General features: G+C 64.2%; 15 protein-coding genes and 1 tRNA gene. 14 read left to right on the forward strand and 2 right to left on the reverse strand.

Annotation, left to right across the window (positions count from 1 at the left end):
- Positions 1-35 precede the first annotated feature (35 nt).
- Entirely contained in the window at positions 36-635 is a 600-nt protein-coding gene (locus EDD25_RS15285; RefSeq protein WP_134174484.1) for a vitamin K epoxide reductase family protein, read from the reverse strand.
- 284 nt (positions 636-919) lie between these two features.
- Between EDD25_RS15285 and EDD25_RS15290 the strand changes: the two genes are divergently transcribed.
- Complete coding sequence (locus EDD25_RS15290; RefSeq protein WP_134174486.1) at positions 920-3,736, forward strand: Rne/Rng family ribonuclease; 2,817 nt, start codon at positions 920-922, stop codon at positions 3,734-3,736.
- Between the two features lie 187 nt (positions 3,737-3,923).
- On the opposite strand, the gene EDD25_RS15295 is transcribed toward EDD25_RS15290, so the two are convergent.
- Complete coding sequence (locus EDD25_RS15295; RefSeq protein ID WP_134174488.1) at positions 3,924-4,196, reverse strand: DUF4031 domain-containing protein; 273 nt, start codon at positions 4,194-4,196, stop codon at positions 3,924-3,926.
- Positions 4,197-4,459: 263 nt separating this feature from the next.
- Here EDD25_RS15295 and rplU point away from each other — a divergent pair, with 263 nt between their 5' ends.
- The 13 genes from rplU to EDD25_RS15360 all read left to right on the forward strand — a co-directional run bounded on the left by rplU (position 4,460) and on the right by EDD25_RS15360 (position 13,471).
- Positions 4,460-4,768, forward strand: coding sequence for a 50S ribosomal protein L21 (rplU, locus tag EDD25_RS15300; protein ID WP_134174490.1), 309 nt, complete (start codon positions 4,460-4,462; stop codon positions 4,766-4,768).
- A gap of 17 nt (positions 4,769-4,785) precedes the next feature.
- The gene (rpmA, locus tag EDD25_RS15305; RefSeq protein ID WP_134174492.1) at positions 4,786-5,043 is read left to right on the forward strand and encodes a 50S ribosomal protein L27; all 258 of its coding nucleotides are present in this window, start codon (positions 4,786-4,788) and stop codon (positions 5,041-5,043) included.
- Positions 5,044-5,127: 84 nt separating this feature from the next.
- Positions 5,128-6,702, forward strand: a complete 1,575-nt coding sequence (obgE, locus tag EDD25_RS15310) for a GTPase ObgE (RefSeq protein WP_134174494.1) — start codon at positions 5,128-5,130, stop codon at positions 6,700-6,702.
- Positions 6,703-6,704: 2 nt separating this feature from the next.
- Positions 6,705-7,511, forward strand: coding sequence for a glutamate 5-kinase (gene proB / locus EDD25_RS15315; protein WP_134174496.1), 807 nt, complete (start codon positions 6,705-6,707; stop codon positions 7,509-7,511).
- Positions 7,512-7,590: 79 nt separating this feature from the next.
- Entirely contained in the window at positions 7,591-8,436 is an 846-nt protein-coding gene (gene proB / locus EDD25_RS15320; RefSeq protein ID WP_422386778.1) for a glutamate 5-kinase, read from the forward strand.
- A gap of 4 nt (positions 8,437-8,440) precedes the next feature.
- Complete coding sequence (locus tag EDD25_RS15325) at positions 8,441-9,709, forward strand: glutamate-5-semialdehyde dehydrogenase (RefSeq protein ID WP_134174498.1); 1,269 nt, start codon at positions 8,441-8,443, stop codon at positions 9,707-9,709.
- Between the two features lie 60 nt (positions 9,710-9,769).
- Positions 9,770-10,018, forward strand: a complete 249-nt coding sequence (locus tag EDD25_RS15330) for a hypothetical protein (RefSeq protein WP_134174500.1) — start codon at positions 9,770-9,772, stop codon at positions 10,016-10,018.
- Between the two features lie 15 nt (positions 10,019-10,033).
- On the forward strand, positions 10,034-10,639 hold the full coding sequence (gene nadD, locus EDD25_RS15335; protein WP_134174502.1) for a nicotinate-nucleotide adenylyltransferase: 606 nt from the start codon (positions 10,034-10,036) through the stop codon (positions 10,637-10,639).
- Entirely contained in the window at positions 10,636-11,937 is a 1,302-nt protein-coding gene (locus tag EDD25_RS17640; protein WP_166671322.1) for a hypothetical protein, read from the forward strand. The genes nadD and EDD25_RS17640 overlap by 4 nt, the downstream gene beginning before the upstream one ends.
- 61 nt (positions 11,938-11,998) lie before the next feature.
- Positions 11,999-12,433, forward strand: coding sequence for a ribosome silencing factor (gene rsfS, locus EDD25_RS15345; protein ID WP_134174504.1), 435 nt, complete (start codon positions 11,999-12,001; stop codon positions 12,431-12,433).
- A gap of 72 nt (positions 12,434-12,505) precedes the next feature.
- Positions 12,506-12,582 (forward strand) — tRNA-Ala (locus tag EDD25_RS15350).
- Between the two features lie 89 nt (positions 12,583-12,671).
- Positions 12,672-13,067 carry a YchJ family protein gene (locus tag EDD25_RS15355; RefSeq protein WP_134174506.1) on the forward strand — a complete coding sequence of 132 codons (396 nt, stop codon included), beginning with the start codon at positions 12,672-12,674 and terminating at the stop codon, positions 13,065-13,067.
- Positions 13,068-13,117: 50 nt separating this feature from the next.
- A complete protein-coding gene (locus tag EDD25_RS15360) occupies positions 13,118-13,471 on the forward strand; it encodes a TIGR02611 family protein (RefSeq protein WP_134174508.1) in 354 nt (117 codons plus the stop codon).
- Positions 13,472-13,573 lie beyond the last annotated feature (102 nt).

Below are 13,573 nucleotides of genomic sequence, written 5' to 3' on the forward strand. Positions count from 1 at the left end.
GGCGGCGTTGTGCGGGGCGGGGATGCGCTGACCCGTTAGAGCCGGTTGAGCGCGTCCATGTTCACTTGGGCCACGATGGCGAACGCGATGTAGCAGGCGATCGTGATCACGAACAACCAGGAGTAGGCACCGGCCGCCACCCGGCGAAAGGACGCCGAGGCGGGAATCTGCCCGGATTTGAGGTTGTACAGGGTGACGGCGAGAAAGACGGGAATCGTCACCGACCAGGTGACCATGCACCAGGGGCACAGAACATCGAGAACGAAGATGCTCTCGAAGATCAACCAGATGACGAACGCGATCGCACCGGTAACGCCCACGTTCAGGCCGATCCAGAACCACCGCCTGAATTGCGCTCCCGAGAGGATCGCCATGCCGATCGTGATGACGACGCTCCAGGCGGCCAGCCCGATCAGCGGGTTGGGAAAGCCGAACAGGGATCCCTGCCAGGATGCAAGATTGGTGCTGCAACCGATCAAGACGCTGAAGTTGCATGACAGCTGGGCGTCGGGATCCTCCAACATGCGCACCTTGTCAAGCGTGAGCGCGAAAGCGGCCGCGAAACCGATGGCTCCGGCGATGATGAGAAAGATGGCCAGCCCGGTGGGGCGTTGATAACGCTGGGTCAGTGACACCCTCGGATTATGTCACGCGCCATCGCACGTTCCCGGTGCCAATACATGCGATAATCGGATCTAGTCGTTGAGCCGCGCTCAAGCAGACGCAGATGAGGCTTTTTGGGAACAGCAATAATTCCCACATGCAGTGGTCGCACGACCAAAGGTATTAGCAATCAGAGCCAAGAGCCGGTTGCGCACGTAAAAACATTCGCGGGGAAGTCGCGCAGGCGACGACTCGCACGAGAGAGTAACCGGGTGGGTGGCGCGGTCGCCTACACCGGTCAAGGAGCACACCAGTAATGGTGGAAGACAACCAAAAGAAGAAACGCCGGGGCCTTTTTGGCTCCCGTCGCACCACGCGAAGGTCGCCGACGAATAATGAGGCCCCAGTGGAGCCTTCGTCGACCGAGTCGGTGCCCGATCCCACGGCGTCCGCCCACACACTTCAGAACGTGACCGAGCGAAGGCTCGCCACCGATCCAGCTACCGAGCAGGCACCGGCAACGGTGCCGAACCAGCCAACGGTGCAGAAACAGGACACGACAGTGACCAGTACAACGAATTCACCGCCGCTCACGACCGACGCGTCACCTGATGCGGCTCCCGAGCCCACCGAGCCGGTTGTGGCCGCCGTGCGCCGTCCCTCCACGTCGCTGCTATTCCAGGCGCCCGAGATCCTCCCGTATATGCCTCGTGCCAACAGCCAGAAGGACGACCGCAACGATCGCGGCGCCAACAACGCCGACCGCAGCGCCGCCGACCGCAACAACGGCGGCCACGACGATGACGAGGACGAGGAAACCACCACGGTTCGTCGTCGCGCGCGTCGGCGCACCGGGGACGAGGGGCGTTCCGGCTCCGACGACCCCGCCAACACCGTCGTCAAGGTTCGCGCCCCGCGTGAACCCGAGCTCATCACCGAACCGCAGCGTATCAAGGGGTCGACCCGCCTCGAGGCCAAGAAGCAGCGTCGCCGGGACGGTCGCGATGCCGGACGACGCCGTCCGGTCATCACCGAGGCCGAGTTCCTCGCGCGCCGGGAATCCGTCGACCGCCTCATGGTCGTTCGGGCCAAGCACAACAAGATCCAGATCGGCGTTCTTGAAGACGGCGTGCTGGTGGAGCACTACGTGGCCAAGAATCAGGACGCGTCCCTCATCGGGAACGTGTACCTCGGTCGCGTTCAGAACGTGTTGCCGAGCATGGAAGCGGCCTTCGTTGACATCGGACGCGGACGCAACGCCGTGCTGTACTCCGGTGAGGTTGACTGGGACGCCGCTGCCGAGAGTTCGGGCACGACCAACCAGCCGCGTCGCATTGAACTGGCTCTCAAGCCGGGGGACAAGGTCCTCGTGCAGGTCACGAAGGACCCGATCGGCCACAAGGGCGCCCGGCTGACCAGCCAGGTCTCGCTGCCGGGTCGTTACCTCGTGTACGTGCCCAACGGGTCCATGAACGGCATCAGCCGCAAGCTTCCCGACACGGAGCGCGCTCGTCTCAAGAAGATCCTCAAGGAGGTTCTGCCCGAGAACGTGGGCGTCATCGTGCGCACGGCGGCCGAGGGCGCCACCGATGAGCAGCTGACCGTTGACGTCAACCGACTCACCGCGCAGTGGGCATCCATTGCCAAGCTCGTGGAAACGGCACAGGCACCCGCCGAGCTGCACAGCGAGCCCGACCTGCTGATCAAGATCGTTCGCGATGTCTTCAACGAGGACTTCGCGCGCATGGTCGTGTCCGGCGACGAATCCCGTCAGACCATCGAGAACTACCTCGCTCAGGTTGCACCCGACCTCGTTGAGCGCATCGAGAACTACACCAGCGAAACGGATGCCTTCGACGAGTACCGTATCTCGGAGCAGATCGAAAAGGCCCTCGACCGCAAGGTGTGGCTGCCGTCGGGTGGCTCGCTCGTCATTGACCGCACCGAGGCCATGACGGTCGTTGATGTCAACACCGGCAAGTTCGTGGGCTCAGGCGGAAACCTTGAGGAGACGGTCACCAAGAACAACCTCGAGGCCGCGGAAGAAATCGTTCGTCAGTTGCGACTGCGTGACATCGGCGGAATTATTGTCGTTGACTTCATCGACATGGTGCTCGAATCCAACCGGGACCTCGTCTCGCGTCGCCTCATCGAATGCCTCAGCCGGGACCGTACGAAGCACCAGGTTGCCGAGGTCACCTCGCTCGGTCTCGTGCAGATGACCCGCAAAAAGCTCGGCCTTGGCCTGCTGGAGTCCTTCAGTGAAAACTGCGAGGCCTGTGCGGGACGCGGCATCATCGTGCACCACGATCCTGTCACCAAGCATCGCCAGACGGCGCAGCCGCCGCAGGAACGTCGCCCGCGCGCCCGTTCGGGCAGCGGTTCCGGTAACAGCTCCAACAACGGTGGCAGCCACAACGGCGGCAACGCCGCGGGCGGGTCGAAAGACCTCGTGCCCGCAACGGACGCGCCCAAGGCGAGCAACGGCACGCACGGAATCACCGAGGATGCCAAGAACGCCCTCGCCTTGATCGCCGCGCGCACCATCACCCGCACGGGATCGATCCCCGTTATCACTGAAGAAGTCAAGGCGGAAGCGCTTGCCGTGGTCGCAGCCGAGACTGCCGTCGCGGCGGAGGCGTCGTCACAACAGGTTCCCGTGACCGATGCGGCTCTCGCGCCGACCACGTCTCCTGAGCCTGCGCGCACGGAGACCCCTGCGCAAACGGAGACCCCTGCGCGCGCCGAGACCCCTGCGCGCGCCGAGTCGTCGCGCAACCGACGAAGCCGGTCCTCGCGTGCCCAGTCGGCGCCCACTGAAGCTCCTCGCACTGAGGTTCCGCACGCTGCGGCTCCTCGCTCCGAGACGACCGCGACCGTCACCACGGATGCTGCGGCGAGCGACGAATCATCCGACTCGCTCGCGATTCTCGACATCCCGGTGAACAAGTCCACGAAGAGCCAGCGTCGGGCGAGCAAGCAGGTCACCGACCAGCTGCTCGGCTCCGTTCTTGAGTCGCTTCCCGAGCCCAAGCAGCCCGGCCAGGGGCGTTCACGCAGCCGTCGGGTGACGACGGCCGGTGGGTCCACCGCGCAGCCTGTCATCGTTCCCGTGCCTGATCACCAGGACTAGCCCGGAAGGAACCCGACCGTCAGCCACCACGCGGCAGCTGACGGTCGACAGGACAATGCGCGGGGGTGCCGGGCGACAGCCGGGTACCCCGCTTTCTTGTGCGCTCTGCGAGCCGGCATCATCCGCTTCGGGCGTCGACCCACGTTGGCATGAGCGCCGGCGACCACACGCGTGGGAGCGTTGACGATCAGAGGCCGCGGCGCTCGCGCATCGTCACGCGCAGGCCGCTGGCGCGCAGCTGCGTCACCAGCTCCCTATAGGTCACCGGCTGCGCACCTGCGGCCACCAGGGCCTCGTAGCTGGCCGCTGGCACGTCGTAGTGGTCGAGGTCGAAGGCCCGGGGAGGAACGTTCTGAGCCGCCGTGAAGGCGTGCAATTCGTCGAGGGACACGTTGCTGACGAGGTGAGACCACACCGTTCCATGCGCGGGCCAGCTAGGGTGGTCTATAAGTACGGCCATGGTGCAAGTTTACGAGTCGTTCCTGAACGACTCGCCGGGGCCGCAGTTTGACCGCGGGTGATGGATCAGGTAAAGTCATCCCTTGGTGTGCGATGAATTTTTAGCGCGATCATCAAGATTTTCTGTCTGAGAAGAGCCAATTAGGCTTATTCATGCCAGCAAATTTCCAAGCCTGAGCTTTTCAGGCAGTATTTTTCCAGTAATTGCCCTTTCCGGTAATTAGGAACCGGGGCCTTCGGGCCTCCCAGAGATTGGTACGTAAAGTGGTTTACGCAGTTGTGCGCGCCGGAGGGCGGCAGGAGAAGGTAGAGGTCGGTACCATCGTCACGATGGACCGAATCAAGGCTGACAAGGACGGCAACGTCGAGCTGGCCGCCGTGCTTCTCGTCGACGGCGACAAGATCACCTCTGACGGTGCGTCGCTGGCCAAGGTCAAGGTGACCGCCGAGGTTCTCAACAACCTCCGCGGCCCGAAGATCGTCATCCAGAAGTTCAAGAACAAGACCGGGTACAAGAAGCGTCAGGGGCACCGTCAGGAGCTCACTCGCGTTCAGGTTACCGGCATCGTCTAAGGCCAGGAGAAGAACAGATGGCACACAAAAAAGGTGCGAGTTCCACTCGCAACGGTCGCGACTCCAATGCTCAGCGCCTCGGCGTGAAGCGCTTCGGCGGACAGGTTGTCGGAGCGGGCGAGATCATCGTTCGTCAGCGCGGCACCCACTTCCACCCCGGCATCAACGTCGGTCGCGGTGGAGACGACACGCTCTTCGCTCTCGAAGCTGGCTCGGTTCATTTCGGAGCCAAGGGTGGCCGCAAGGTCGTCAACATCCTGGCGGCTGCCGAGTAGGCATCCAGCTTTGAACGTAAGGGCGGGCCTCGGTCCGCCCTTACGTGTATTTAGACCCAAATTTTCGCCTGAGAGGGGCACTTCATGGCCACATTCGTTGACCACGTCACGCTGCATTTGCGAGCGGGTAACGGAGGAAGCGGCTGTGTCTCTGTAAAGCGCGAGAAGTTCAAGCCGCTTGCCGGCCCCGACGGCGGTAACGGCGGCAGTGGCGGAGATCTCGTTCTCGTCGCAGACCCTGGTACGACAACGCTTCTGGGTTACCACCGTTCGCCCCACCGCAGCTCCGACAACGGCGGACCCGGCATGGGCGACCACCGCAACGGCCACAACGGCGAGATTCGCGAACTTATGGTTCCGATCGGCACCGTTGTCAAGGACGCGGAGGGCAACATGATCCTCGACATGAACGAGCCGGGCCTGCGCCTCGTTGTCGGCCCCGGCGGCCAGGGGGGTCTCGGCAACGCCGCGCTCGCCTCAACCAAGCGCAAAGCCCCCGGCTTCGCCCTGCTCGGCACCCTCGGCTTCGAGGGAAGCGTCTACCTCGAACTCAAGACGCTGGCGGATGTGGCTCTCGTGGGCTACCCGTCCGCGGGGAAGTCGAGCCTGATCGCGGCCATGTCGGCTGCCAAGCCCAAGATCGCCGAGTACCCCTTCACGACCCTGCACCCCAACCTCGGCGTCGTCGAGTCCGGTGATTCCCGCTACACGATGGCGGATGTCCCCGGCCTGATCGAGGGCGCAAGTGAAGGCAAGGGCCTCGGCCTGGAGTTCCTGCGTCACGTGGAACGCTGCACCGCGCTCCTGCATGTGCTCGACTGCGCCACGCTGGAGCCGGGGCGCGACCCGCTGAGCGACCTCGACGTGATTCTCGGTGAGCTCGCCGCTTACCCGGTCCCGGAAGGGCAGAAGCCGCTCCTGGAGCGCACCCAGCTCGTCGCCCTCAACAAGATCGACGTGCCCGAGGGCCGCGAACTCGCCGGATTCGTGAAGGCGGACCTCGAAACGCGCGGCTATCGCGTGTTCGAGATCTCCACCGTCACCCACGAGGGCCTGCGCCAGCTCAGCTATGCCCTGGCCGAAATCGTCGAGCAGGGCCGGGTAGAGACTGCTGCTGCCGAAGCCAGGAAGCCGCGCATCGTCATGCGCCCGAAGGCCGTCGATGACGGTGGCTTCTCGGTGCGGGTCGAGGGCGGATCCTTCGGCAACATCTACCGCATTCTCGGCGCCAAGCCGGAACGTTGGATCCAGCAGACCGACTTCACCAACGAGGAGGCCATTGGCTTCCTGGCTGATCGTCTCGCGAAGCTCGGCGTGGAGAACGAACTGTACAAGGCCGGCGCCATTGCCGGCTCGACGGTCATCATTGGCCCTGGCCACGGAGTGGTGTTCGACTGGGAGCCCACGCTCACCTCGACCGCCGAGCTCATCACCGCCCCGCGCGGTACCGATACGCGTCTCGACGATTCCAAGCGACGCACGAGCAACGAGCGTCGTGAAGAATACTTCGGTCGCATGGATGCCAAGGCCTCCGCTCGCGCAGAGATGATTCGCGAGCGCGAAGCCGGCATGTGGCGGACCGATGAAGAAGAACAAAACGAAGATGTACGCGCAAGCGGCAAGAATTCAGAAGACGACGGCTCAACGAAAGAGGATTAGCAGTGATTGGCTTAAAGCGCGACCAGGTCGCATCCGCAAAGAGAATTGTGGTCAAGGTTGGATCATCATCGATCAGCGGTGAGAATTCCGAACAGATCACTCCACTCGTGGACGCCCTGGCAGAGGCCTACGGACGAGGTACCGAGGTAGTTCTCATCTCCTCCGGAGCGGTGGCAACGGGAATGCCGTTCCTGCAGCTCGACGAGCGTCCCGTTGACGTTGCGACCCAGCAGGCCGCGGCATCTGTTGGCCAGAATGTGTTGATCTTTCGCTATCAAGAAAGCCTCGACCGGTATGAAATCGCCGCCGGCACGGTGCTGCTGACGGAAGGCGACCTGCTCAACGAGCCGCATCGCAGCAACACCCGCCGGGCGCTGAACCGTCTGCTCGACCTGCGGATTCTTCCCGTCGTCAACGAGAACGACACAGTTGCGGTCTACGGACTGCGCTTTGGCAGCAACGACCGCCTCGCGGCCCTGGTGGCCACGCTCATCAGCGCCGACCTGCTGATCATGCTCAGCGACGTGGACGCCCTCTACACGAAGCCGCCGCACCTCCCGGGTGCCGAGAAGCTCGAGGTGATTGCGGCGGATGACCCGCTCACCGATTTCGAGTTCTCCTCCAGCGGAGCCACCGGCGTCGGTACCGGTGGAGCAAGCACAAAGGTAGTGGCCGCCCGTCTGGCGACCAACGCCGGCACCGCCGTTCTCGTGACGTCGACGGAGCTGGCCACCGCGGCACTGCGTGGCGAGCAAGTGGGAACCTGGTTTGAGCCCGTTGAGGGCGAAGCAGAGCGAGCACTGCTCTAAGCACTTCCGCAACGCCCTGAAGCGCCTTCCCGAGTCCTCGGGTGGGCGCTTCCGTTGTAAGCTTCCCGAGGCTGTCCAAATGACGTGTTCGGGCGCCGGGGAGGGCCTAACTGCCGTGAATCCGCTGTCTCGCGACCAGATCGCATCCGCTGCCCGAATTGTCGTTAAGGTGGGGTCATCGTCGATCAGCGGTGAGAGTGCCGACCAGATCGGCCCGCTCGTTGAAGCCCTCGCCGGAGCACATGCACGCGGCACCGAAGTCGTTCTCGTGTCGTCCGGGGCCATTGCAACGGGGATGCCCTACCTTCGGTTGAGCGATCACCCGAGCGACCTGGCCACGCAGCAAGCCGCTGCCTCCGTGGGTCAGAGCCTGCTCATCTCCCGCTACCAGGCCAGTCTCGACCGCTACGACATTGTGGCCGGCCAGGTGCTGCTGACCGCCGGCGACCTCGAGAACGCCACGCCACGCAGCAACGCCCAGCGGGCGATGGACCGTCTCCTGGGCTTGCGGATCCTGCCGATCGTGAATGAGAACGACACGGTGGCGACCCACGAAATTCGCTTTGGCGACAACGACCGGCTCGCCGCGCTCGTGGCGACGCTGTGCGGCGCCGACCTGCTGCTTCTGCTGAGCGACGTGGACGCGCTCTACACGAAGCCGCCGGAGCGTCCGGGTGCCGAGCCCATCTCGTTCGTGGCACACGGTGATCTGTTGCCCGGCATGGAATTCGGCTCAACGTCCGTCAACAGCGTGGGTACCGGGGGAGCGAGCACCAAGGTGATGGCGGCTCGCCTTGCGGCGGCGGGCGGAACGGGCGTGCTCGTCACAGCCACGACGCTGGCCGCGGAAGCCCTGCGTGGAGATCGTGTCGGCACGTGGTTCGAACCCCGCGGCACCGCCGGATCGCCGTCTTTGGTAAACTAGGGGAATGTTGCAGCCTGTACTTCCCGATGTCCAGCTCACGCCCACTCTCGAAGACGCCCGTAGGGCGTCCATTGACCTCGCCTCGGCCCCGACCGCGCTGAAGAACGCCGCGCTTGGCGCGATTGCGGATCGGCTCCGGGGGAGCGTCGACACCATCCTCACCGCGAACCGTGCCGACCTGGCCGCCGGCGAGAAGAACGGCCTCACCGTCGGACTGCTTGACCGCCTCGCTCTCGACGAGGCCCGCGTGGCCGCCCTCGCTGACGCCGTTATGCAGATCGCCCTCCTGACCGACCCGGTCGGAGAGGTGGTGCGCGGCAGCACCATGCCCAACGCCATCAAGCTCAGCCAGGTGCGTGTGCCCTTCGGCGTGATCGGCGTCATCTATGAGGCCCGCCCCAATGTGACGGTCGACCTCGCGGCACTCGCGCTGAAGAGCGGCAACGCCGTCGTGCTTCGCGGTGGCTCTGCCGCCGAGAACACCAACCGCGTTCTCGTGGCCCTGGTGCAGGACGCCATCGAATCCGTCGGACTGCCCAGAGCAGCAGTGCAGACCATCGACCCGTTTGGTCGCGCCGGTGCCACCGAGCTCATGAAGGCCCGCGGCCACGTGGACGTGCTCATTCCCCGCGGAAGCGCCAGCCTCATTCGCACCGTCGTCACCGAAGCCAACGTGCCCGTAATCGAGACCGGTTCGGGCGTCGTGCACATCTTCCTCGACGAGAGCGCCAACGAGCAGTGGGCGATCGACATCGTGCACAACTCCAAGGTGCAACGCCCGAGCGTGTGCAACGCCCTGGAGACACTGCTCGTGCACCGTTCAGCGGCCGCTCGAGTGCTTCCCGGCGTGCTCGACAAGCTCACCGAAGCGGGCGTCACCATTCACGCCGACGCTCGCGTGCGAGCCCTCTACCCGACGGCCATCGCGGCCACCGATGAGGACTGGAGCACCGAGTACATGAGCCTCGATGTGTCGGTTGCCATCGTTGATTCCCTCGACGAGGCGATCACGCACATTCGCCAGTACTCCACCGGACACACCGAATCCATCATCACGAACGACCTGGGCAATGCCGAAAGGTTCCTCAACGAGGTGGATTCGGCATCCGTTGTGGTGAACGCGTCGACGCGGTTCACCGATGGCGCCGAATTCGGTTTTGGCGCCGAGGTGGGAATTTCCACGCAGAAACTCCACGCGCGCGGGCCCATGGGCCTCCCCGAGCTCACAAGTACCAAGTGGATCCTGCGCGGATCAGGACAGGTGCGCGCCTAGCCCGCACTAGACTAATCCCGGTGGCGCAAGCCCTACTTTTGTGTGTGAAATGGAGAACCCATGTCGTTTGTGACCGCTGTGCTTACTAATCCCCTTCTGCTGACCGCCGTGGCGGCCGAAGCCGAGGTTGAGCACGCTGCCGTGCCCCTGCCCCTGCCCCTCTGGGCGTACCCGACCGTGGCCTTCGTGCTCCTCCTGGCCCTGGGCATTGTGCTCTGGAGCTTCCGCGACGTGGCCAACCGGCACAGCGCGAAGGCTGCTGCCTTCGCGGCCGCACATGGCGGCGACACCGGGCACAGCGGTCATTAGCCGAATCGGCACCGCGTGAGTAGTCCCGGGACCGAACGTCGTCCGCGTATTGGCGTTATGGGCGGCACCTTCGATCCGATTCATCACGGGCACCTTGTGGCCGCGAGCGAAGTGGCACGGAGTTTCGACCTCGACGAGGTCATCTTTGTGCCCACCGGCGAGCCGTGGCAGAAATCCGGTGTGACCCCAAGCGAGCATCGGTACCTCATGACCGTGATCGCCACGGCGTCGAACCCTCAATTCACGGTGAGTCGGGTCGACATCAACCGTGACGGTCCCACCTACACCATCGACACCCTGCGTGACCTGCATGACGAACGGCCCGACGCCGAGCTGTTCTTCATCACCGGGGCGGACGCCATCAGCCAGATCCTCGGTTGGAAAGACGTGCGGGAATTGTGGGAACTGGCGCACTTCGTGGCTGTGAGTCGTCCGGGACATGAGTTGAGTGTTTCGGGTTTGCCGAACCAGGACGTAAGCTTGTTGGAGGTTCCGGCTCTGGCCATTTCGTCCACTGACTGCCGGGCACGGGTGAATCGGGGCTTCCCGGTCTGGTATCTCGTCCCCGATGGGGTCGTCCAGTACATCTCAAAGCACCATCTGTATCGGAGTGTGGTATGACGTTGGGCAACAGCCAACCGCCACTGACCCGACGGCAAGCCCGCGAAGCGGCCTCGGCCCTTGAGCAGCAGTCCGGTGCCGAACAACCCGGTGCCGAACAACCCGGTGCCGAACAACCCGGTGCCGAACAACCCGACGCCGAACAACCCGACGCCGAACAGTCGCCCACGGATTCAGAAGACCTGCACGTCGAGTCCGCCCAGGCCGAGTCCGCCCAGGCCGAGTCCGCCCAGGTCGATGCGACCACCGCGCCAGAGACAACGACCGGCCGTAAACCGCGCCCCGGCCAGAAACGCCGCGGGAGTGCCGCGAAGTCAGCCCAGGGCGCAACCGCGGTCGCTGACGACACCGTCCCTGACGCGACGACTCCCAACGCCCCCGTGACTCCGGATTCCCCTCGGCCTGCTGCCATTCGGCCGGACGTCGACCCTCCCATGACCTCGTTCGCGCCGCGTTCGAGCGGATCGGGGGCGGGATCCGCTGCACCGAAGCTGTCACCGGACACCACAGGACGCACGCTCACCCGCCGCGAATTGCGGGCGCTCAACGCCGCAGAGGCAGCGGACGCGCTCGAGTTTGAGTCAGAGGCGGCCGAGGACAAAATCGTTCCGGCGGAGCCGGCGTCCAAGCCCACCAAGCCTGCGTCCACCAAGCCTGCGCCCACCAAGCCCGCGGCCGACTCGTCCAGGCAGGTCTCGTCCAACCCGGTCTCGTCCAACCCGGGCGCTGCCGGAGCTGCCGCGCCTGACGCCATCGACGAGAGTCCCGACGCGGATGATGCGGCGGACACGAACGCTCTGCACCCCCCGGTCGGTCACTGGTCCATCGACAAGGGTGACGACGAGGCCCCCGAATCGCAGCGCCCGCAGTCCCTCGATGACCTCATGTCCCTCGGACTCGGTGCTGGTGGAATCCCCACGACGACCAATGCGCTGATCCTGCCGTCGACTCCCAACCATGGCACGACCTCCGGGCCGCTCTCCAATACGGGTGAGATCCTCATCACGGGCTCCTTCGATCTGCCGAGGAGCCTCGGTGAAACCGGCCAGCACCCGAATCACTTCGACTCGGCCGATGTCGACCACATGAACGACCAACTCGACGACGTGGGCCAGGCCGACAACGCTCCGGTCAGTGCCAGCCGGGCCGTCAGTACGCATGCGTCCACGCGAAACGTGATGACACCGCCCAAGAAGAGTGGCGTGACACTGCCCGTAGTTCTCGTTGTCTCGACGACCGCCCTCGCCGTGAGCGTGTCCGCCCTCTTGTTTGTCGGCCACCTCCTCCAAATTTTCTAGCCCACTTCTGTTCACATCGATTTCTGTACATCAAGACGTCTCAAATTCAAGGATTTATTCAATGACCGCAACTGCCCACTCTCGCGAACTCCTCAAGGTGGCCGTCGCCGCTGCCGAGTCGAAGGCCGGTGAAAACCTGATTGCGCTGGACGTTTCCAACCCGCTTCCGCTTGCCGACATCTTCCTGATCGTCACGGGGCGTTCAGAGCGCAACGTGATCGCCATCGCGGGTGAGATCGAAGACCAGCTGATCGAAGCCGGACACAAGCCGCTTCGCCGCGAAGGCCGCGCCGCCGGACGATGGGTGCTCGTTGACTTCGGCGACCTCGTCGTGCACGTCTTCCACGATGAGGAGCGCGAGTACTACGGACTCGAACGCCTGTGGAAGGACTGCCCGGTCATTCCTCTCGAGCTCGTCTCTGCTGCCGCTGCCGTCCCCGCTGCCGAGTCTGCCGAGTCGACCGAGATTTCCGAGTCTGCCGAGGCATCCGAGTAGCCCGGTTTCGCATCTGCTGTTTTATGCAGTAGTCTAAACAAGTTGTTTCGGGGCAATCCGAAACAACAGAACGGGTCCGTGGCGCAGCCTGGTAGCGCACCTGCATGGCATGCAGGGGGTCAGGGGTTCGAATCCCCTCGGATCCACCAAAACAAAGAAAACCCCGACCTGGTCGGGGTTTTCTTTTTTTAATCCCTGTGCGTTTCCGCGTATTTCTTCCGGGATGGATACTCGAGTTGTGACCTCTTCCTTCTTGCCAACCGACCGGTGTCCGTGCTTCAGCGGACAGGGCTATCCGGAGTGCTGCAACCGGTACCACCGTGGCGACGCGCTCGCCCCCACGGCCGAACAACTCATGCGTTCGCGTTACTCGGCCTTCGCTGTAGGTGACGCGGCGTACCTCCTCGCGACCTGGCATCCGCTCACCAGGCCCGCATCCCTCGAACTGGACGCCAGTCTGGTCTGGACACGCCTCGTCATTGATCGCACGAGCGGCGGGGGCCCCTTCGACCGAGAGGGGCTGGTGGAATTCACGGCTCACTATCGCAGCGACGAGGAACGCGGCACGCAGCACGAGACGAGCCGGTTCGAACGGGTCGACCGCGTCTGGTACTACGTCGATGGTGTCGAATAGTTTCGCGCGCTATTAGCCAACTTCCCAGCCGCAGGTCGTACCTTGTGAACATGACAGACACGCTGACCCGCGATATCGAGACGGGAAGCGATCCCAGCCATCCGGTGCGAGTCTTCCTGCGCCGCTGCCGCGCGTGGGTGGAACGCCACCCACGGGTGCGCTGGACCTATCGTTTCGTCGTGGGCCTGCTGGGAACGGTCATCGTAGGTGTCGGAGTGCTGTTGATTCCCCTGCCCGGCCCCGGCTGGCTGATTGTGTTCTTCGGTATTGGAATACTCGGAACGGAGTTCCCCTCCGCGCGTCGGATGGCGGCCTTCCTCAAGCGTGTTCTCTCACGGGTATTGGCGTGGTGGAGGGCTCGCCGTACGGCGAGCGACCAAACCAACAGCCAGGGCGCACAGTAGCCTCGCTCACGCGGCATTAGCGTCCATCTGGGCGACGTGGCCGGGCGACGTGGCCGGGCGACGTGGCCGGGCGACTTCGCCTGGCCGCGGCGATAAGTACGT

The sequence above is a fragment of the Cryobacterium psychrophilum genome (assembly GCF_004365915.1).
Classification (GTDB): Bacteria; Actinomycetota; Actinomycetes; order Actinomycetales; family Microbacteriaceae; genus Cryobacterium; species Cryobacterium psychrophilum.

Coding starts and splice junctions, on each gene's coding strand:
- EDD25_RS15290 (WP_134174486.1), top strand. CDS start 920: ATGGTGGAAGACAACCAAAAGAAGAAACGCCGGGGCCTTTTTGGCTCC.
- EDD25_RS15295 (WP_134174488.1), bottom strand. CDS start 4,196: ATGGCCGTACTTATAGACCACCCTAGCTGGCCCGCGCATGGAACGGTG.
- rpmA (WP_134174492.1), top strand. CDS start 4,786: ATGGCACACAAAAAAGGTGCGAGTTCCACTCGCAACGGTCGCGACTCC.
- obgE (WP_134174494.1), top strand. CDS start 5,128: ATGGCCACATTCGTTGACCACGTCACGCTGCATTTGCGAGCGGGTAAC.
- proB (WP_422386778.1), top strand. CDS start 7,591: ATGACGTGTTCGGGCGCCGGGGAGGGCCTAACTGCCGTGAATCCGCTG.
- EDD25_RS15325 (WP_134174498.1), top strand. CDS start 8,441: ATGTTGCAGCCTGTACTTCCCGATGTCCAGCTCACGCCCACTCTCGAA.
- EDD25_RS15330 (WP_134174500.1), top strand. CDS start 9,770: ATGTCGTTTGTGACCGCTGTGCTTACTAATCCCCTTCTGCTGACCGCC.
- EDD25_RS17640 (WP_166671322.1), top strand. CDS start 10,636: ATGACGTTGGGCAACAGCCAACCGCCACTGACCCGACGGCAAGCCCGC.
- rsfS (WP_134174504.1), top strand. CDS start 11,999: ATGACCGCAACTGCCCACTCTCGCGAACTCCTCAAGGTGGCCGTCGCC.
- EDD25_RS15360 (WP_134174508.1), top strand. CDS start 13,118: ATGACAGACACGCTGACCCGCGATATCGAGACGGGAAGCGATCCCAGC.